Origin of the sequence: Pseudomonas juntendi, assembly GCF_021560075.1 — a bacterium.
Lineage (GTDB): Bacteria > Pseudomonadota > Gammaproteobacteria > Pseudomonadales > Pseudomonadaceae > Aquipseudomonas > Aquipseudomonas juntendi.
In genome coordinates this window covers 4,375,032-4,391,927 of sequence record NZ_CP091088.1, presented here as the reverse complement: position 1 = coordinate 4,391,927, position 16,896 = coordinate 4,375,032, and the positions used below count along the sequence as shown (strand labels likewise).

The following is a 16,896-nucleotide window of genomic DNA, read 5'->3' as shown; positions in this document are numbered from 1 at the left end:
CTCTGCCTGCCAGGGCCCTTGGGATCAGTTGAAGATCAACTGCGCCGCCACCGCAAACATCATGACCGCCACCATCAGGTCGAGCATGCGCCAGGTTGCCGGCCGCGCCAGCCACGGGGCCAGCCAGGCCGCGCCGAGCGCCAGGGTCGAGAACCACAGCAGTGAAGCGCTGGCGGCCCCGGCCACATAAGCCCCGGGCTCGGTCTGCTGGGCGCCCAGCGAGCCGATCAGCAACACCGTGTCGAGGTACACGTGCGGGTTCAGCAACGTCACCGCCAAGGCACTGAGCAGTACCGCACGACGTGAACGTGTGCCTTGGCCTTGCTGGTGCTGCAGGCTTTGTTTCGAACAGGCACTGCGCAAGGCCTTGGCCCCGTACCAGATGAGGAACACCGCACCGCCCCAGCGGGCGATCGCCAGCAAGGTCGGGTTGTGTGCCAGTACGGTGGCCAGGCCAAACACACCGGCCGCCACCAGGATGGCATCGCAGACGATGCACAGCGCTGCCACCGGCAGGTGGTGCTCGCGGCGCAGGCTTTGAGCAAGTACGAAGGCGTTCTGGGCGCCGATGGCCATGATCAGGCCGAAGGCCACCAGCATGCCGTTGAGATAGCTTTGCCACATGGCCAGGCTCTCCGAAAAGGTCATAAAAGATGCTGGCCATTGTGTGGGTTAGGGCGGTATAAGAAAAACAAATAAAGCTGATCCCTCATTAGGAAAATCGATGTTCGACTACAAGCTGCTTGCCGCCCTGGCGGCCGTGATCGAACAGGGTGGTTTCGAGCGTGCCGCGCAAGTGCTGGGCCTGTCGCAATCGGCCATTTCCCAGCGCATCAAACTGCTCGAGGCGCGGGTCGGCCAGCCCGTGCTGGTGCGCGCTACCCCGCCCAGCCCGACAGAGGTCGGCCGCCAGTTGCTCAACCATGTGCAGCAGGTACGCCTGCTTGAACGTGACCTGCAGCGCCAGGTGCCGGCGCTGGACGAAGAAGGCATGCCAGAGCGCCTGCGCATCGCCCTCAACGCCGACAGCCTGGCCACCTGGTGGGCTGGCGCGGTGGGCAACTTCTGTGCGCAGCAGGACGTGCTGACCGACCTGGTGGTGGAAGACCAGGAAGTGGGCCTGAAGCGCATGCGTGCGGGTGAGGTGGCGGCCTGCCTGTGTGGCAGTGAACGGCCTGTGGCCGGGGCACGCAGCCTGCCGTTGGGGGCAATGCGTTATCGGGCGTTGGCCAGCCCCGGGTTCATGGCGCGCCATTTTCCCCAAGGCTTTGTCGCCAGCCGCCTGGCCCGCACCCCGGCCATCGTGTACGGCCCGGACGACTTCCTGCAGCACCGCTACCTGGCGTCGCTGGGCATGGAGGATGGTTTCCTGCACCACCTGTGCCCGTCATCCGAAGGCTTCCTGCGCATGACCGAGGCGGGCCTGGGCTGGGGGCTGGTGCCCGAATTGCAGGCCCGCGAGCAACTGGCCGGTGGGCAGTTGGTGGAAATTTGCAGCGATACCCCCATCGATGTGCCGCTGTACTGGCATCATTGGCGCAATGGCGGGCAATTGCTCGCGCAACTGACCGAGCATCTGCGGCATACGGCAGGGCAATGGCTGGTGCCGTTGTAGCCGCGGCTGGCGTCAGTTGCATCTGAAATCTGGCAAGACGGAGTGTTACATGCGAATTCTGGTCACCGGCGCGAGTGGCTTCATTGGCGGGCGCTTTGCGCGTTTCGCCCTGGAGCAGGGCCTGGACGTGCGGGTCAGCGGCCGCCGTGCGGAGGGGGTGGAGCACCTGGTCAAGCGCGGTGCCCAGTTCATCCCCGGCGACCTGAACGATGCCGAGCTGGCCCGGCGCCTTTGCCAGGGCGTCGAAGCGGTGGTGCACTGTGCCGGCGCGGTGGGGCACTGGGGGCGTTATCAGGATTTCCACCAAGCCAATGTGGTGGTCACCGAGAACGTGGTCGAAGGGTGCCTCAAGGAGCACGTGCGGCGCCTGGTACACCTGTCGTCGCCGTCCATGTACTTCAACGGCCGCTCGCGCCTCGACATCCGGGAAGACCAGCTGCCGCGCCGGTTCCATGACCATTATGGGAAAACCAAGTACCTGGCCGAGCAGAAAGTGTTCGGCGCGCAGGAGTTCGGCCTCGAGGTGTTGGCACTGCGCCCCCGCTTCGTCACCGGGGCCGGCGATGCCAGCATCTTCCCGCGGCTGATGCAGATGCAGCGCAAGGGCCGGGTCGCGATCATCGGCAATGGCCTGAACAAGGTTGATTTCACCAGTGTGCACAACCTCAACGAGGCACTGCTCAGCGCCCTGTTCGCCGATGACCGGGCATTGGGCCAGGCCTACAACATCAGCAACGGCCAGCCGCTGCCGTTGTGGGACGTGGTCAACTACGTGATGCGCCAGATGCAGTTGCCGCAGGTGACCCGCTACCGTTCCTACGGCCTGGCCTACAGCCTGGCTGCGCTCAACGAAGCCGCCTGCATGCTATGGCCGGGGCGCCCGCAACCGACCTTGTCGCGGTTGGGAATGCAGGTCATGAGCCGTGATTTCACCCTCGACATCAGCCGCGCCAGGCAGTACCTGGACTATCAGCCGAAGGTCAGCCTGTGGACGGCGCTGGATGAATTCTGCGCCTGGTGGAAACATCAGCCCCCGGGGCAGTGAACGCGGCGCGCCGATTAGGGTCAGCAGTGCGCCGCGCGAGCGGTTTATACTCCTGTTTCTTTGCTATTACCGCGGTTGAACTCACCCATGCGCAACCATGCTCACGACGATTTCGATGATGTGCCAACCCTGCGGGCCGGCACCCCTGATGATGACGAACTGTTGCCGGCGCACGTGGCCCGTAGCCGCCAGAAGGCGGCCAGGCCGGCCAGCACCGGGCCTTTGTGGGTGCTGCTGGGGGCCTCGTTCATAGCCCTGGCCGGGCTGGGCTGGTGGAGCTTCCAGCAGATCTCGCTGATGGAGCAGCAACTGGTGGCCACCCAGGAAAGCTTTGCCCGCATCAGCGAAGATGCAGCGGGGCGCTTGCAGGCAATCAGTGGCAAGGTCGCTGCCAGCGAATCGTCGGTCAACACCGGCAGCGAGGCGCTCAAGCTGCAGATCCGCCAGTTGCAGGCCAGCCTGGCCGAGCAGAGCAAGCAGCAGCAAGGCGTGGCTGGCCAGGCCGGCGACCTGGGCAAGCGCCTGGAGCAGGTGCTGGCCGATACCCGTGAGCAGCAGAAAGCCGTGACCGAATTGCAGGGCCAGCTGCAGGCGCAGTTGAAGGCGGTGAATGCCGAGCTGGCGGCGTTGAAGTCGGGCCAGGTAGACGGTGGCAAGCTTGATGGGCAGCTCAAAAACCTGAGCGAAGAGGTGGCTGCGCTGAAGAAGCAGGGCAACCCGAGTGCGGCGATCGAAAGCCTGGAGCAGGACGTGCTGGTGCTCAAGACGCAAATGGAAAACCGCGGCTCGTCGGGCTCGAGTGGCGCATCGGTGCAGGAGTTCGATGCGTTCCGCGGGCAGACCACGCGCAACCTCAACACCCTACAGAGCCAGATCCAGAACCTGCAGCAGCAAATCAACGCTCGGCCCTGAAATGGCCTGAACCCGCTGCTACAGGTGCACGGTAGCAGCGGGTTCGCTGGGTTACAGGCGCGGGTAATCGATATACCCCACCGGCCCCTTGCTATAGAACGTTTCGGGGTGCGCCTCGTTCAACGGTGCATCTGCTGCCAGGCGTGCCGGCAGGTCCGGGTTGGCAATGAACGGCACCCCGAATGCCACCGCATCGGCCTTGCCATCGGCCAGGGCTGCATTGGCACTTGCCTTGTCGAAACGCTCGTTGACGATGTATGGCCCACCAAACGCCGCCTTGATCAACGGCCCGATGCTGTCGTCGGCTTCACGCTCCCGCGAGCAGATGAAGGCGATGCCGCGTTTGCCCAGTTCGCGGGCAACGTACGTGAACGTCTCGGCACGGTCGGCGTCACCCATGTCGTGGGCGTCGGCACGTGGTGCCAGGTGCACGCCGACCCGGTTGGCCCCCCACACCTCGATGGCTGCATCGGTCACCTCCAGCAGCAGGCGCGCGCGGTTTTCCAGCGAGCCGCCGTAGCGGTCGGTGCGCTGGTTGGTACTGCTTTGCAGGAACTGGTCGAGCAGGTAGCCATTGGCGCCGTGAATTTCCACACCATCGAAACCGGCGGCCTTGGCGTTTTCCGCACCGCTGCGGTAGGCCTCGACGATGTCGCTGATTTCTTCGGTTTCCAGTGCGCGCGGGGTGGGGTAGTCACTCAGCGGGCGTACCAGGCTGACATGCCCCTTGGCCTGGATCGCGCTGGGGGCCACCGGCAGTTCGCCGTTCAGGTAGCTGGGGTGCGAGATACGCCCCACGTGCCACAGCTGCAGGAATATGCGCCCGCCCGCGCCATGCACGGCCTTGGTGACATTGGTCCAGCCGCGGACTTGCTCATCGTTCCAGATACCGGGCGTATCCGGGTAGCCGACGCCCATGGCGGTGACCGAGGTTGCCTCGCTGAGAATCAGCCCGGCGCTGGCGCGTTGGACGTAGTACTCGGCCATCAGGGCATTGGGCACGCGACCCTCGTCTGCACGGCAGCGAGTGAGTGGGGCCATGATGATGCGGTTGGGCAACTGCAGGTCGCCCAGGGTGATCGGATCGAAAAGCGTGGTCATGTCGGTTACCTGCTGGTCAAAGCGCTTGGCGCAGTTGTTCCAGGAACGCCTGGATGGTGGCTTCGTTGCGTTTGAAGAAATGCCATTGGCCGATCTTCTGGCTGCTGATCAGCCCGGCACGCTGCAAGGTGGCCAGGTGGGCGGAGACGGTCGACTGCGAAAGGCCGCAGCGTTGGTCGATCTGCCCGGCACACACACCGTTTTCGGTGCTGTGGTACTGATCCGGGAACTGGTTTGCCGGGTCTTTCAGCCAGCTGAGAATTTCTCGCCTGACCGGGTGGGCCAGCGCTTTTATGATTTCGTCGAGATCGAGTGGCATGGCGTGAGGCTCGTTGTAGCGGTATATCGCGATAGGGCGAAATATAAATCGCTGAATGCCGATATCCAAATATCCAGTGGTGCTTAGCTGAGTTCAAATCGCTATATCGCGTTATAACGATATTGGGCGCCGCGGTGGTAGACTGCGCTCATGAACTACCTTGCACATTTGCACCTGGGCGGGCCGGCCCCGCAACAACTGCTGGGCAGCCTGTACGGCGATTTCGTCAAAGGCTCGCTGCACGGGCGCTTCCCGCCTGCCTTGGAGGCGGCTATCCGGTTGCACCGGCATATCGACAGCTATACCGACCGGCACCCCTTGGTACTGGCGGCGCTGGCGCGGTTCCCGCGTGAGCGGCGGCGCTTCGCCGGCATCGTGCTGGACGTGTTTTTCGACCACTGCCTGGCGCGGCATTGGCACGACTATGCCGAGCAGCCCTTGGCGCAGTTCACGGGCGCGTTTTATCGGGTATTGCTGGCGGAGCCTGAACTGCCGGGGCGGCTGGCGCGCATTGCGCCGTTCATGGCTGCCGATGACTGGTTGGGCGCTTATGGCGACTTCGCCACGCTGGAACAGGTGTTCAACGGCATCGGCCGGCGGCTGTCGCGGCCAGACGCGATGGCGGGGGTGATGGTGGAGCTGGAGCGGCTGTACGAGCCGCTGCTGGCGGACTTTCGCGCGTTCTACCCGCAATTGCAGGCGTTTGCAGCGGCGGGGCGGGTGTCAGGCGGCTGATGTTGGTTGCCTGTTGCGGCCCTATCGCCGGCAAGCCAGCTCCCACAGGGATCGCGTCAGGGCTGTCGGTGTTTGCCACAAGTTATGCAGCGCCTGTTAGAGCGAGCGCCGCCCGCGCGGCGCAATCGCGAGCTGCGCTCGCTCCTACGTTTGTTTCGGGCCAATTATTCCTGTGGGATTTGCGCGCGAACGCCTTGGTGCATGCCTCAATATCTCGCCGTACAAACAAGGCGGCCGCGCGCGCCTGTCACAGGCGTTACTGGCCCGAAACAAACGTAGGAGCGAGCGCAGCTCGCGATTGCGCCGCGCGGGCGGCGCTCGATCTCACAGGCGCTGAAGATGCTCCGGCTACCCTTGCCAGAAACCATAGAATCTCCCACAAGTTCACTGCAGGTTTGCAAGCCAATGCAGTACCTGTAAAGCCGGCTTGCCGGCGATAGTGCCGCAACATGGGATAGAGATCAGGCAGCCCGCGCCGGCCGCCGTGGCGCCGCCTCGACGTTTTCGAACCCATACAACGCCAGGTGAATCGCCTGCTGTGCCTGCATTGCCAGCAGCGCACGTTCCTTGCCCACGGTCCCGATCGGCGGCAACAGGTGAATGCACACCTGCGCACGTGGCTGGGCGAACAGGCGCAGCAGGTGCGCCACCAGGTCATCGTCACCAACAAAGGGCGCAACCGGGTCGATCTGACCGTCACGCAGGTACTGGACAGCCACTGGCTGCACCGCTACGCCACGGTCGATGGCCGCTGCCAGCAGGCGGCCATGGAAAGTGCGCAAGGCGTGACCGCTGGTGGTGGTGCCTTCAGGAAAGATCAGCAGCGGCCTGGCCAGGCCCAGTTGCCTGGCCATCTGCTCGCGCAGCCGTTCGCTGTCGCCGCCCCCACGACGAATGAACAGGGTGCCGGCCTGTTCCGCCAGCCAACCTGCCAGCGGCCACTGGCGCACTTCGGCCTTGGACAGGAATGACAGGGGCATCAGCATGCCCAGCAGGGGGATGTCGGTCCACGACACATGGTTGCTGACCCACAACATCGGCCGCTGCGGCAGCGCCCCGCGCACCTGCACGTCGAAGGGCAGGGCTGCGACCAGGCGCTTCATGAACAGGCAGGTCCAGCGCTGGCGCCTTTCGAGCGAGGCCTTCAGGCCTAGCCGCTGCCCCACGGCGATCACGCTGGCCATCAGCACGCCGAGCAGCACGACCAGCAGCAGCCTGCAGACGCGGGCCAGCACCCGCAGCCTGGGCATCAGACTGCCGCCTTGAAGTGGCGGGCGTAGCGCGGGCACAGGTCGTCGCGCTTGAGCAGGATGAACACGTCGGCGACCTGGAAGTCTTCGTCCCAGCACGGCTCGCCGCAGATCTTTGCACCCAGGCGCATGTAGGCTTTGAGCAGCGGTGGCAGTTCGGCGATGACGTTGTTGGGCAGCGCCAGGTTCGGCAGCGGCTTCTTCGGTTCGGCGCGCAAGTGCTCGGTGCACAGGTAGCGCTCGCGCAGTCGCTGCATCACGGCCTGGGCCTGTACGCCACCGTCCTGCATGGGGATGCTGGCGCAGCCCATCAGGTAACGGTAGCGGCCTTCGTTGAGGACCTCGGCCAGCTCGCCCCAGAGCACGGCAATGGTGCCGCCGTTGCGGTAGGCGGGGGCTACGCAGGTGCGCCCCAGTTCAAGGATCGGCCCTTGCAGCTGCAACAGGCCGTGCAGGCGGAATTCTTCTTCGCTGTAGAACCGCCCCAGGCTGCTGGCGGCCTGGTGGTCAAGCAGCCGGGTAGTGGCCACCAGCTTGCCGGTACTCAGGTCGCGTACACCAATATGGCGGCAGTGCACGTCGTAGTCGTCCATGTCCAGGCCGTGCTCGGCACCTTTGAGTTTGGCCTTGAATTCTGCGCTGAACACTTGGTAACGCAAGGCTTGGGCTTCTTGCAGCGCCTTGGCGCCAACCAGGCGTTCGGCTTGCAGACGGCGTTCAGTGCTGTTGTCGCCAGCGTGAGCGATCCGAGTCATTGCGAGTCTCCATAAGCCAGCCATGAAGGGTTGCGGCCGGTCGGCTTTGTTGTGCAAAGTCAGCCTAGGCAGACGCGGTGTCACCCCGGTGAAGCTTTGGTGATGCTTGCGTGACAACCCCCTGGGGCTTGTACGTGCCATTCCAGGCCCTGCGGCCGCAGGTAGACGCGGCGGCGCGGGAGAAACGGCTGCACAAGGCTTGGGCTGCTGTGGGCTCTGCATGAGTGCGCAAGCCCCAGCAGGGCACGCCGCTTGCTGCCGGTAAAGCGGGCGGGTAAGGTTGGCGGCTTGGTTTTCTGAGATTTGTCATGTTCAAGTTGCCCTCCGCGCTCTTCGCCCTGTTGCTGGCTGTTTGCCTGCCCGCCCATGCCAACTGGCACCTCGATGGCGAGTCTTCGCGCTTGTCGTTCATTACCGGCAAGAACGGCGATACCGCCGAAGTGCATCGCTTCCTGGTGCTGCATGGTTCGGTCGACAACAAGGGCGTGGCGGGCTTGCGCATCGAGATGGATTCGGTCAGCAGTGGCATCCCCCTGCGTGACGAGCAGATGCGTGACCAGCTGTTCGAGGTCGGCCGCTTTGCCGAGGCCACGGTGAAGGCGCAAATCGACCTGCGCCCGATCAATGACCTGGCCGATGGTGCCCAGATCGAGCTGCGCCTGCCGCTGACGGTCACCTTGCACGGGCAGTCGCACCGCTACAACGCCTTGTTGCTGGCAACCCGCCTGGATGCTCGACGGTTCCAGGTGGTCACCCTCGAGCCACTGCTGCTGCGTGCCGAGGACTTTGGCCTGCTGCCGGGGCTGGAAAACCTGCGCAAGTTTGCCAAGCTCAAATCCATCAACCCGTCGGTGCCGGTCAATGCGGTGCTGATTTTCACCGCGCGCTGACATGCCGGGGCCGGTATTTCCCTGGCGTGAGGGTAACCAGTTCGAGCTGCTGATCGACGGCCCCGAGTTCTTTCCGCGCATGCTTGCGGCGATCGAGCGCGCCGAATCGCAGGTAGACCTGGAACTCTACCTGGTCGAGGCTGGGGCCTGTGCCGAGGCGGTGGTCGAAGCGCTGGAGCACACGGCCCGGCGGGGTGTGCGAGTGCGCTGCCTGTTCGACGACTACGGTTCGCTGGCCTTCAACAGCATGCTACGCCAGCGCTTGCTGGCGGCGGGGGTGGAGCTGCGCTGGTACAACCCCCTGCGCTGGAAGCGCGGCCTGCGCAACTTGTACCGCGACCACCGCAAGCTGCTGTTGGTGGACGAGCGCTGGGCCGTGGTCGGCGGCACGGGCGTAACCGATGAGTTCTGGACACCCGGCCAGGCGCGCAGTGACTGGCACGAGGTGATGGTGCAGATGCAAGGCCCGGTGGTGGCCGACTGGCAATTGCTGTTCGACCGCCAGTGGCATGCCAACAACCGCCGCACCGCATGGCGCCCCGCCGAGGGCTTTGGCTTGCCGCGCCTGCCCAAGGTGCCGGCGCAGGGGCAGGGCATGGGCCGGGTTGCCTACGCCGACGCCCGTCAGCACCAGGACATCCTGCACGCGTTGGTGCGCGCTTTGAACAGCGGCAAGCAACGGGTATGGCTGGCCACACCCTACTTCTTGCCAACCTGGAGTGTCCGCCGTTCCTTGCGCCGGGCTGCCAGCAAGGGCCTGGACGTGCGGCTGCTGCTGACCGGGCCGCGCACCGACCACCCCTCGGTCCGGTATGCCGGGCACCGCTACTACCCGCGCCTGCTGCGCGCCGGTGTACGCATTTTCGAGTACCAGCCGTGCTTCCTGCACCTGAAGATGGCCGTGGTGGACGACTGGGTCAGCGTTGGCTCCTGCAACTTCGACCATTGGAACCTGCGCTTCAACCTGGAAGCCAACATCGAGGCACTGGACCCACCGCTGACGGCGGCCGTGGTCGCCAGCTTCGAGCGCGATTTTGCCCTGAGCGAGGAAGTCGACCTGGCCCATTGGCACGCCCGGCCGCTGTGGCGGCGGGTTAAGCAGCGCATCTGGGGCTGGCTCGACCGGCTGGTGGTGAACCTGCTCGACCGCCGCGACTGATAGCGGCTATCGTGCAATGACTGTTCACGGGCGAGCGAAGGAGTGTGTGCGATGACGGCGAAAAAAATTCTGATGCTGGTCGGCGATTACGTCGAGGATTACGAAGCAATGGTGCCGTTCCAGGCACTGAGCATGGTCGGCCACACGGTGCACGCGGTGTGCCCGGAGAAGCTGGCGGGGCAGACCGTGCGTACCGCGATTCATGATTTCGAGGGTGAGCAGACCTACAGCGAAAAACCCGGGCACAACTTTGCCCTGAACTTCGATTTCGTGCGGGTGCGGCCCGAGCGCTACGACGCGCTGCTGATCCCGGGTGGCCGGGCGCCGGAGTACCTGCGCCTGGATGAGAAGGTGCTGGAGCTGGTGCGGGCGTTCGACCAGGCTGGCAAGCCAATTGCAGCAGTGTGCCATGGTGCGCAGTTGCTGGCAGCGGCCGGGGTGCTGGAAGGGCGCGAATGCAGCGCCTACCCGGCGTGTGCGCCGGAGGTGCGGCTGGCGGGTGGGACGTTCATCGACATCGCCGTGGACCAGGCCCATGTGGATGGCAACCTGGTAACCGCCCCGGCCTGGCCGGCGCACCCGGCGTGGCTGGCGGCCTTCCTCAAGGTGCTGGGCACCCGCATCGCCTGACAGGCGTGTTCGCAGGTGAACCCGCGAACAGGCCCGTACAGGCTCAACCTACCTGTTCAACCCAGTCACTGAGGTTGTAGTAGTTGGTCACGCGGGCAATCTTGCCGCAATGGATGTAGAAGAAGGCCCCGGCCGGCAGCACGTAGGTCTGCCCGTTCGCCGGCGGCAACCCATCGTCATTGGCCAGGTACTGGCCATGCACGGTGAACTCCGCCGCCGCACGGCTGCCGTCGGCGTTCTGCATGACCACGATGTCGGCCAGGCGCTCGCGGTAGCAGCGGTTCATCTTGTCCATGAACGCTGCAAACCTGGCCTTGCCCATCTGCCGCTCGCCCTGGTTGATGTCGTGGATCACGTCTTCGCTGAGCAGTGCCAGAAAGCCCGGCATGTCGCCGGCGTTGAAGGCGGCGTAGTACGCATTTACCAGTTCGGTAGCGGTCATGGAACAATACCTGTCGTGTAGGGAAAAGGCGGGTCGTTGCCCCGGATGATACGGTTCCCCCTCAAGCCCGGCTTAGCCGAGCGCGTCATCCACATCGACAAAACGACCGCCAAGCATGGAAATACGCCTGTTGCACGGCGCCGCTATCGCGCCCTATATCGATGACCTCGCTCGCTTGCGCCTTACCGTATTCCGCGAGTTCCCCTACCTGTACGACGGCACCCCGGAGTACGAAGCCGACTACCTGGCCAACTATGCCCGTTCCGGGCGCAGCCTGGTGGTGCTGGCGCTGGACCAAGGCAAGGTTGTGGGTGCATCTACCGGCCTGCCGCTGGTGGACGTGGCGCCGGAGTTCCAGCAGCCGTTCCTGGCCCAGGGGCGGGACCCGGCCAGCGTTTATTACTTTGGTGAGTCGCTGGTGTTGCCGGAGTACCGCGGCCAAGGCTTGGGCGTGCGTTTCTTCATTGAGCGCGAGTCTTATGCCCACAAACTGGCCGAGTTCGACTACTGCGCGTTCTGTGCGGTCGAGCGGCCCGGTGTACACCCGCGCCGGCCTGCAGACTACAAGCCGTTGCATGGCTTCTGGCGTAACCGCGGCTTCCTGCACGACCCGTCGCTGCGCACCCGCTATGCCTGGCGTGACCTGGACGAGCAGGAAAGCTCCGACAAGCTGATGTCGTTCTGGCTGAAGGCACTGCCGGTATGATCCGCCTGGCGGCCTGCCAGTACGCCATCGAACTGCATGAAACCTGGGACGCCTACGCCGACCACCTGCAGGGCCTGTGCGCCGAAGCGGTGGCGGCGGGCGCCCGTTTGCTGTTGCTGCCCGAGTATGCCGGGCTGGTACTCAGCGGCCAGTTGAGAGGTGAACAGCGGGGCGACCTGCTGGGTTCGATTGCCGGGATCCAACCGCTGATCGGCGCCTGGGCAGCCTTGTGTGAAAGCATGGCCAGGCGCTGGGGCATCTACCTGCAGCCGGGGAGCGTGCCGGTGCTGGACAATGACGGTGCCTACCGCAACCGCGCCTGGCTGTTCGGTCCCGAGGGGCCGCTGGGCTACCAGGACAAACTGATGATGACCCGCTTCGAGCGAGAGCAGTGGGGCATCAGCGCAGGCCAGGGGCTGCGGGTGTTCGATACTGCACTGGGGCGTGTGGGCATTCTGATCTGCTACGACAATGAGTTCCCGATGCTGGCCCGGCAGTTGGCCGAGTTGGGTGCCGACCTGATCCTGGCACCGAGCTGCACCGACACCGAGGCGGGCTATCACCGGGTGCGCATCGGTGCCCAGGCACGGGCGCTGGAGAACCAGATAGCGGTGTTGCAGAGCCCGACGGTAGGGCTGGCGGCCTGGTCGCCGGCGCTGGATGAGAATATTGGCCGGGCAGGGTTGTTCGTACCGCCGGACCATGGCATGCCGGGGGACGGTGTGGTTGCCTTGAGCGCAGCGCTGGAGCCGGGCAGAAGCCAGTGGCTGGTGTGTGACGTGGACCTTGAGGAAGTACGGCGGGTGCGGCGGGAAGGGCAGGTGTTTACCCGCAGGGACTGGCCAGAGCAGTTTGACAGAGTGCGTTGAAAGCAGAGGCGCCTGCTTCGCGGGTGAACCCGCTCCCACCGGGGACATGAGGTCCCTGTAGGAGCGGGTTCACCCGCGAAGCCGGCGCCGCTGTTACATCAGGCTTACTTGACTTCGACTGCCAGGCTCTGGGCAATCTTGCTCTGCCACAGGGCAGGGCCAGTGATGTGCACCGACTCACCGTTGCTGTCTACGGCAACAGTAACTGGCATGTCCTTGACCTCGAACTCGTAGATCGCTTCCATGCCCAGTTCGGCGAAGGCCAGTACCTTGGACTTGCGGATAGCCTGGGCTACCAGATAGGCAGCGCCGCCCACAGCCATCAGGTATACGGCCTTGTTGTCCTTGATCGCTTCGATCGCGGTGGGGCCACGTTCGGACTTGCCGATCATGCCCAGCAGGCCCGTCTGCTCGAGGATCTGGCGGGTGAACTTGTCCATGCGGGTCGCGGTGGTCGGGCCGGCAGGGCCAACCACTTCGTCACCGACTGGGTCGACCGGGCCAACGTAGTAGATGAAGCGGCCTTTGAGGTCCACTGGCAGCGCTTCGCCACGGTTGAGCATTTCCACCATGCGCTTGTGCGCGGCGTCGCGGCCGGTCAGCATCTTGCCGTTGAGCAGGATGGTTTCGCCCGGCTTCCAGCTGGCGACTTCTTCCGGGGTGATATCGTCGAGGTTGACGCGACGTGCGCTTGGGCCGGCTTCCCAGACGATTTCCGGGTAGGCGTCCAGCGATGGCGCTTCCAGCTCGGCCGGGCCGGAGCCATCGAGCACGAAGTGCGCGTGGCGGGTGGCGGCGCAGTTGGGGATCATGCACACCGGCAGCGAAGCGGCGTGGGTCGGGTAGTCCATGATCTTCACGTCGAGCACGGTGGTCAGGCCACCCAGGCCCTGGGCACCGATGCCCAGTTGGTTGACCTTCTCGAACAGCTCCAGGCGGATTTCTTCCAGGCGGTTCTGCGGGCCACGGGCTTTGAGCTCATGAATGTCGATGGACTCCATCAACACTTCCTTGGCCATGACCGCGGCCTTCTCGGCGGTACCGCCAATGCCGATGCCGAGCATGCCAGGCGGGCACCAGCCAGCACCCATGGTCGGTACGGTCTTGAGCACCCAGTCGACGATCGAGTCGGACGGGTTGAGCATGGCCATCTTCGACTTGTTCTCCGAGCCGCCGCCCTTGGCGGCGACATCGACCTCGACCTTGTCGCCAGGCACGATGGAATAGTGGATAACGGCCGGGGTGTTGTCCTTGGTGTTCTTGCGGGCACCGGCCGGGTCGGCCAGGATCGAGGCACGCAGGACGTTTTCAGGCAGGTTGTAGGCGCGACGCACACCTTCGTTGATCATGTCGTCGACGCTCAGGGTGGCACCGTCCCAGCGCACATCCATACCCACGCGCACGAACACGGTGACGATACCGGTGTCCTGGCAGATCGGGCGGTGGCCGGTGGCGCACATGCGCGAGTTGATCAGGATCTGGGCGATGGAGTCGCGGGCAGCAGGCGACTCTTCGCGCAGATAGGCCTCGTGCATGGCCTGGATGAAATCGACGGGGTGGTAGTACGAGATGAATTGCAGGGCGTCGGCGACGCTCTGAATCAGGTCGTCTTGCTTGATCACGGTCATGCAGCGCGCTCCTCTTAAAGACGGGAACATTCATAGAGACGCTCGACGGTGCCGACCAGCATGTCGAGACGCCTTGCAAAGGCGCGCCGGCAGCATGGCCGACGCAAAAGGGCGCGGCAGTATAGCGTGCCTCACCGCGTGACACACCTGCGAGTGGTCTGGACCTTGGTCGGTTGGGGCTGGGCATCCTTTTTGCTGCTGACGCCTGTGGTTGGCCTTACTATCGACGGGCGCGCAGAGCGCCCCCCACAACCTGAAGCGGGAAGAGATACCTGAAGATGCCCGAACTTTGCGTAGGCGAGCACCGCTGGGCGGTGCCGACCGGCAGCAACCTGCTCGATGCCCTGAACGAGGCCGGGCTCAACGTGCCCTACAGCTGCCGCGCCGGAAGCTGCCACGCCTGCCTGGTGCACTGCCAGGCCGGGCAGCCGCTGGACGCCATGCCTGAGGCCCTGGCCCTGGACCAGCACGCCCTGGGCTGGCGCCTGGCTTGCCAGTGCAGGGTGATCGAGGACTTGAATGTGGCGCTGTTCGACCCGCAGCGCGATGGTGTGCCGGCGCACGTCTGTGCGCTGGACTGGTACGGTGACGTGTTGCGTGTACGGCTACGGCCCGAGCGGGCGGTGCGTTACCAGGCGGGGCAGCATGTGGTGCTGTGGAATGGTTCGGTAGCGCGGCCTTATTCACTGGCCAGCCTGCCGGGGGAAGATGACTTCCTGGAGTTTCACATCGATTGCCGGCGCCCCGGCGCCTTTTGCGACAAGGCTCGTGGTTTGCAGGTAGCAGATGTGCTGCGCCTGGGCGAATTCAGGGGGGGGGCGTTGCACTACGACCTGGATTGGCAGGATCGGCCGCTCTGGCTGCTGGCAGCCGGAACCGGGCTTGCGCCGTTGTGGGGGATCTTGCGTGAGGCTGTGCGGCAGGGGCATCGCGGCGAGATTCGGGTGCTGCATGTGGCGCGCAACAGCGCCGGGCACTATCTGGCTGAACCCCTGATGCAGCTGCAAGGCGTGCAGGTCGAGCTGGTGCTGGAAGCGCAGATGGATGAAGCGCTGGCGCGGTTGCGCCCGCCTTCGCGGCAGACGGTGGCGCTGGTGTGTGGGGCAGCGGGGAGTGTGGATCGGTTTGCGCGGCGGCTGTTCATTGCCGGCGTGCCGCGGGGGCAAGTATTTACTGACGTCTTCGTTGAACATGCCTGAGGCAGCCAGGTTGACTGTGCCGGCCTATTCGCGGGCTCGCCCGCTCCCACAGGGGTGAGGCTGACGCTGTACCTGTAGGAGCGGGCATGCCCGCGAAGGGCCGCAGAGCGGCCCCTCTTTGAGGCAGGCTCAGCCGACCAGCGGATCACCCACATGCAGGATCTTCATGCCATTGGTGCCACCGATGGTGTGGTAGCTGTCCCCTTTGGTCAGGATCACCCAGTCGCCTTGTTCTACCAAGCCACGCTTGAGCAGTTCGTCGACAGCTGCCTGGCTGACTTTGTCGGCGGGCAGCGAAGCGGGGTCGAAGGCAATCGGGTAGACGCCACGGAACATGTTGGCCCGTGCCTGGGTCGCGCGGTGCGGCGAGAGCGCGAAGATCGGCACGTGCGAGCGCAGGCGCGACATGATCAGCGGGGTGTAGCCGCTTTCAGTCAAGGCGATGATCGCCTTCACGCCCGGGAAGTGGTTGGCCGTGTACATCGCCGCCAGGGCGATGCTTTCGTCGCAGCGCTCGAAGGTGGTGTGCAGGCGGTGGCTGGAGCGCTGGCTGGTCGGGTGCTTCTCGGCACCGGAGCAGATGCGGGCCATGGCCTGTACGGCTTCGATCGGGTACGAACCGGCAGCACTTTCCGCCGACAGCATGACCGCGTCGGTGTTGTCGAGCACGGCGTTGGCCACGTCGGACACTTCGGCACGGGTCGGCATCGGGTTCTGGATCATCGACTCCATCATCTGGGTCGCCACGATCACTGCCTTGTTGTTGCGGCGAGCGTGCTGGATGATCTTTTTCTGAATGGCGATCAGCTCGGCGTCGCCGATTTCCACGCCCAGGTCACCGCGGGCGACCATGACGGCATCAGAAGCGAGGATCAGCTTGTCCAGGGTCTCGTCGTCGGCAACGGCTTCGGCGCGCTCGATCTTGGCCACCAGCCAGGCGCTGCCACCGGACTCGTCACGCAGCTTGCGCGCGTATTCCATGTCGCTGGCGTCCCGCGGGAACGACACGGCCAGGTAGTCCAGGTCCATTTCCGCAGCCAGCTTGATGTCGGCCTTGTCCTTTTCGGTCAGGGCCGGTGCGGTCAGGCCGCCACCTTTACGGTTGATGCCCTTGTGGTCCGACAGCGGGCCACCGATGATCACCACGCAGTGCAGGGCATCGGCGGTGGCGGTTTCGACGCGCATGACCACGCGGCCATCGTCGAGCAGCAGTTCGTCACCGACACCGCAGTCCTTGACCAGGTCCGGGTAGTCGATGCCGACGATATCCTGGTTGCCTTCGGTCAGCGGGTGGGCGGTGGAGAAGGTGAACTTGTCACCGATCTTCAGTTCGATGCGCTTGTTGGCGAACTTCGCGATGCGGATCTTCGGACCCTGCAGGTCGCCCAGCAGTGCAACATGGCGGCCGTTCTTGGCAGCGATGTCGCGGATCAGGCGCGCGCGGGCCTTGTGCTCGTCCGGCGTGCCGTGGGAGAAGTTCAGGCGTGCCACGTCGAGACCGGCGAGGATCAGCTGTTCGATCACTTCCGGCGAGTTGCTGGCGGGGCCAAGGGTGGCGACGATTTTGGTACGGCGGATGCTCATGCACAGACTCCTATAGTGAAGCGCAGCGAAAGGCTACTCCTGAATCTCGCTGTAGTC

The 16,896-nt window shown here is 64.7% G+C and carries 18 protein-coding genes; 10 read left to right on the top strand and 8 right to left on the bottom strand.

Going from position 1 to position 16,896, the window contains the following annotated elements; translation table 11 throughout:
- Positions 1-24: 24 nt before the first annotated feature.
- Positions 25-624, bottom strand: coding sequence for a LysE/ArgO family amino acid transporter (locus tag L1P09_RS20405; RefSeq protein WP_054912090.1), 600 nt, complete (start codon positions 622-624; stop codon positions 25-27).
- A 100-nt stretch (positions 625-724) separates the two neighbouring features.
- Between L1P09_RS20405 and L1P09_RS20400 the strand changes: the two genes are divergently transcribed.
- The 3 genes from L1P09_RS20400 (at position 725) to L1P09_RS20390 (ending at position 3,572) form a co-directional block, all read left to right on the top strand.
- Complete coding sequence (locus L1P09_RS20400) at positions 725-1,615, top strand: LysR family transcriptional regulator ArgP (protein ID WP_232893100.1); 891 nt, start codon at positions 725-727, stop codon at positions 1,613-1,615.
- Positions 1,616-1,664: 49 nt separating this feature from the next.
- A complete protein-coding gene (locus L1P09_RS20395) occupies positions 1,665-2,660 on the top strand; it encodes an NAD-dependent epimerase/dehydratase family protein (RefSeq protein ID WP_054906132.1) in 996 nt (331 codons plus the stop codon).
- Positions 2,661-2,747: 87 nt separating this feature from the next.
- Positions 2,748-3,572, top strand: coding sequence for a hypothetical protein (locus tag L1P09_RS20390; RefSeq protein ID WP_054906131.1), 825 nt, complete (start codon positions 2,748-2,750; stop codon positions 3,570-3,572).
- Between the two features lie 51 nt (positions 3,573-3,623).
- Here the strand turns inward: L1P09_RS20390 and L1P09_RS20385 are convergent, their stop codons facing one another.
- Both L1P09_RS20385 and L1P09_RS20380 read right to left on the bottom strand, forming a co-directional pair.
- Positions 3,624-4,673, bottom strand: a complete 1,050-nt coding sequence (locus L1P09_RS20385; RefSeq protein WP_009686830.1) for an alkene reductase — start codon at positions 4,671-4,673, stop codon at positions 3,624-3,626.
- A gap of 16 nt (positions 4,674-4,689) precedes the next feature.
- Positions 4,690-4,992 (bottom strand): ArsR/SmtB family transcription factor, encoded by a 303-nt coding sequence (locus L1P09_RS20380; RefSeq protein ID WP_054906130.1) that lies wholly within the window; start codon positions 4,990-4,992, stop codon positions 4,690-4,692.
- Between the two features lie 150 nt (positions 4,993-5,142).
- Between L1P09_RS20380 and L1P09_RS20375 the strand changes: the two genes are divergently transcribed.
- The gene (locus L1P09_RS20375) at positions 5,143-5,727 is read left to right on the top strand and encodes an acyl carrier protein phosphodiesterase (RefSeq protein WP_054906129.1); all 585 of its coding nucleotides are present in this window, start codon (positions 5,143-5,145) and stop codon (positions 5,725-5,727) included.
- A gap of 461 nt (positions 5,728-6,188) precedes the next feature.
- Here L1P09_RS20375 and L1P09_RS20370 read toward each other — a convergent pair whose 3' ends face one another.
- The gene (locus L1P09_RS20370; protein ID WP_054905761.1) at positions 6,189-6,977 is read right to left on the bottom strand and encodes a lysophospholipid acyltransferase family protein; all 789 of its coding nucleotides are present in this window, start codon (positions 6,975-6,977) and stop codon (positions 6,189-6,191) included.
- Entirely contained in the window at positions 6,977-7,732 is a 756-nt protein-coding gene (gene olsB / locus L1P09_RS20365) for an L-ornithine N(alpha)-acyltransferase (protein ID WP_029887338.1), read from the bottom strand. Before olsB ends, L1P09_RS20370 begins: the two co-directional genes overlap by 1 nt.
- Before the next feature lie 308 nt (positions 7,733-8,040).
- Here olsB and L1P09_RS20360 point away from each other — a divergent pair, with 308 nt between their 5' ends.
- Genes L1P09_RS20360 through L1P09_RS20350 form a run of 3 tightly spaced genes read left to right on the top strand, consistent with a single transcriptional unit; the run spans position 8,041 to position 10,411 of the window.
- On the top strand, positions 8,041-8,622 hold the full coding sequence (locus L1P09_RS20360; RefSeq protein WP_009685647.1) for a YceI family protein: 582 nt from the start codon (positions 8,041-8,043) through the stop codon (positions 8,620-8,622).
- Position 8,623: 1 nt separating this feature from the next.
- A complete protein-coding gene (locus L1P09_RS20355; protein ID WP_054905763.1) occupies positions 8,624-9,781 on the top strand; it encodes a phospholipase D-like domain-containing protein in 1,158 nt (385 codons plus the stop codon).
- Between the two features lie 51 nt (positions 9,782-9,832).
- Entirely contained in the window at positions 9,833-10,411 is a 579-nt protein-coding gene (locus L1P09_RS20350; protein WP_009685645.1) for a DJ-1/PfpI family protein, read from the top strand.
- A gap of 43 nt (positions 10,412-10,454) precedes the next feature.
- On the opposite strand, the gene L1P09_RS20345 is transcribed toward L1P09_RS20350, so the two are convergent.
- Entirely contained in the window at positions 10,455-10,853 is a 399-nt protein-coding gene (locus L1P09_RS20345) for a nuclear transport factor 2 family protein (RefSeq protein ID WP_232892870.1), read from the bottom strand.
- A gap of 115 nt (positions 10,854-10,968) precedes the next feature.
- Here L1P09_RS20345 and L1P09_RS20340 point away from each other — a divergent pair, with 115 nt between their 5' ends.
- Together L1P09_RS20340 and L1P09_RS20335 are read left to right on the top strand one after the other, a co-directional pair.
- A complete protein-coding gene (locus L1P09_RS20340; protein WP_235768044.1) occupies positions 10,969-11,559 on the top strand; it encodes a GNAT family N-acetyltransferase in 591 nt (196 codons plus the stop codon).
- Positions 11,556-12,428 carry a carbon-nitrogen hydrolase family protein gene (locus tag L1P09_RS20335; protein WP_054905764.1) on the top strand — a complete coding sequence of 291 codons (873 nt, stop codon included), beginning with the start codon at positions 11,556-11,558 and terminating at the stop codon, positions 12,426-12,428. The genes L1P09_RS20340 and L1P09_RS20335 overlap by 4 nt, the downstream gene beginning before the upstream one ends.
- Positions 12,429-12,532: 104 nt before the next feature.
- Here the strand turns inward: L1P09_RS20335 and L1P09_RS20330 are convergent, their stop codons facing one another.
- A complete protein-coding gene (locus tag L1P09_RS20330) occupies positions 12,533-14,056 on the bottom strand; it encodes a fumarate hydratase (protein ID WP_009685641.1) in 1,524 nt (507 codons plus the stop codon).
- A gap of 278 nt (positions 14,057-14,334) precedes the next feature.
- On the opposite strand from L1P09_RS20330, the gene L1P09_RS20325 reads away from it, so the two are divergent.
- Positions 14,335-15,255: an iron-sulfur-binding ferredoxin reductase gene (locus L1P09_RS20325; protein ID WP_054905765.1), complete on the top strand. Its 921-nt coding sequence runs from the start codon at positions 14,335-14,337 to the stop codon at positions 15,253-15,255.
- 129 nt (positions 15,256-15,384) lie between these two features.
- Here the strand turns inward: L1P09_RS20325 and pyk are convergent, their stop codons facing one another.
- Positions 15,385-16,839: a pyruvate kinase gene (gene pyk / locus L1P09_RS20320; protein ID WP_009685639.1), complete on the bottom strand. Its 1,455-nt coding sequence runs from the start codon at positions 16,837-16,839 to the stop codon at positions 15,385-15,387.
- Between the last annotated feature and the right edge of the window lie 57 nt (positions 16,840-16,896).

Bases quoted from the DNA above. Each gene is read 5' to 3' on its own strand.
- L1P09_RS20405 (WP_054912090.1), bottom strand. From the start codon at position 624: ATGTGGCAAAGCTATCTCAACGGCATGCTGGTGGCCTTCGGCCTGATC.
- L1P09_RS20335 (WP_054905764.1), top strand. From the start codon at position 11,556: ATGATCCGCCTGGCGGCCTGCCAGTACGCCATCGAACTGCATGAAACC.
- L1P09_RS20355 (WP_054905763.1), top strand. From the start codon at position 8,624: ATGCCGGGGCCGGTATTTCCCTGGCGTGAGGGTAACCAGTTCGAGCTG.
- pyk (WP_009685639.1), bottom strand. From the start codon at position 16,839: ATGAGCATCCGCCGTACCAAAATCGTCGCCACCCTTGGCCCCGCCAGC.
- L1P09_RS20390 (WP_054906131.1), top strand. From the start codon at position 2,748: ATGCGCAACCATGCTCACGACGATTTCGATGATGTGCCAACCCTGCGG.
- L1P09_RS20395 (WP_054906132.1), top strand. From the start codon at position 1,665: ATGCGAATTCTGGTCACCGGCGCGAGTGGCTTCATTGGCGGGCGCTTT.
- L1P09_RS20340 (WP_235768044.1), top strand. From the start codon at position 10,969: ATGGAAATACGCCTGTTGCACGGCGCCGCTATCGCGCCCTATATCGAT.
- olsB (WP_029887338.1), bottom strand. From the start codon at position 7,732: ATGACTCGGATCGCTCACGCTGGCGACAACAGCACTGAACGCCGTCTG.
- L1P09_RS20375 (WP_054906129.1), top strand. From the start codon at position 5,143: ATGAACTACCTTGCACATTTGCACCTGGGCGGGCCGGCCCCGCAACAA.
- L1P09_RS20385 (WP_009686830.1), bottom strand. From the start codon at position 4,673: ATGACCACGCTTTTCGATCCGATCACCCTGGGCGACCTGCAGTTGCCC.
- L1P09_RS20345 (WP_232892870.1), bottom strand. From the start codon at position 10,853: ATGACCGCTACCGAACTGGTAAATGCGTACTACGCCGCCTTCAACGCC.
- L1P09_RS20325 (WP_054905765.1), top strand. From the start codon at position 14,335: ATGCCCGAACTTTGCGTAGGCGAGCACCGCTGGGCGGTGCCGACCGGC.
- L1P09_RS20400 (WP_232893100.1), top strand. From the start codon at position 725: ATGTTCGACTACAAGCTGCTTGCCGCCCTGGCGGCCGTGATCGAACAG.
- L1P09_RS20330 (WP_009685641.1), bottom strand. From the start codon at position 14,056: ATGACCGTGATCAAGCAAGACGACCTGATTCAGAGCGTCGCCGACGCC.
- L1P09_RS20360 (WP_009685647.1), top strand. From the start codon at position 8,041: ATGTTCAAGTTGCCCTCCGCGCTCTTCGCCCTGTTGCTGGCTGTTTGC.
- L1P09_RS20380 (WP_054906130.1), bottom strand. From the start codon at position 4,992: ATGCCACTCGATCTCGACGAAATCATAAAAGCGCTGGCCCACCCGGTC.
- L1P09_RS20350 (WP_009685645.1), top strand. From the start codon at position 9,833: ATGACGGCGAAAAAAATTCTGATGCTGGTCGGCGATTACGTCGAGGAT.
- L1P09_RS20370 (WP_054905761.1), bottom strand. From the start codon at position 6,977: ATGCCCAGGCTGCGGGTGCTGGCCCGCGTCTGCAGGCTGCTGCTGGTC.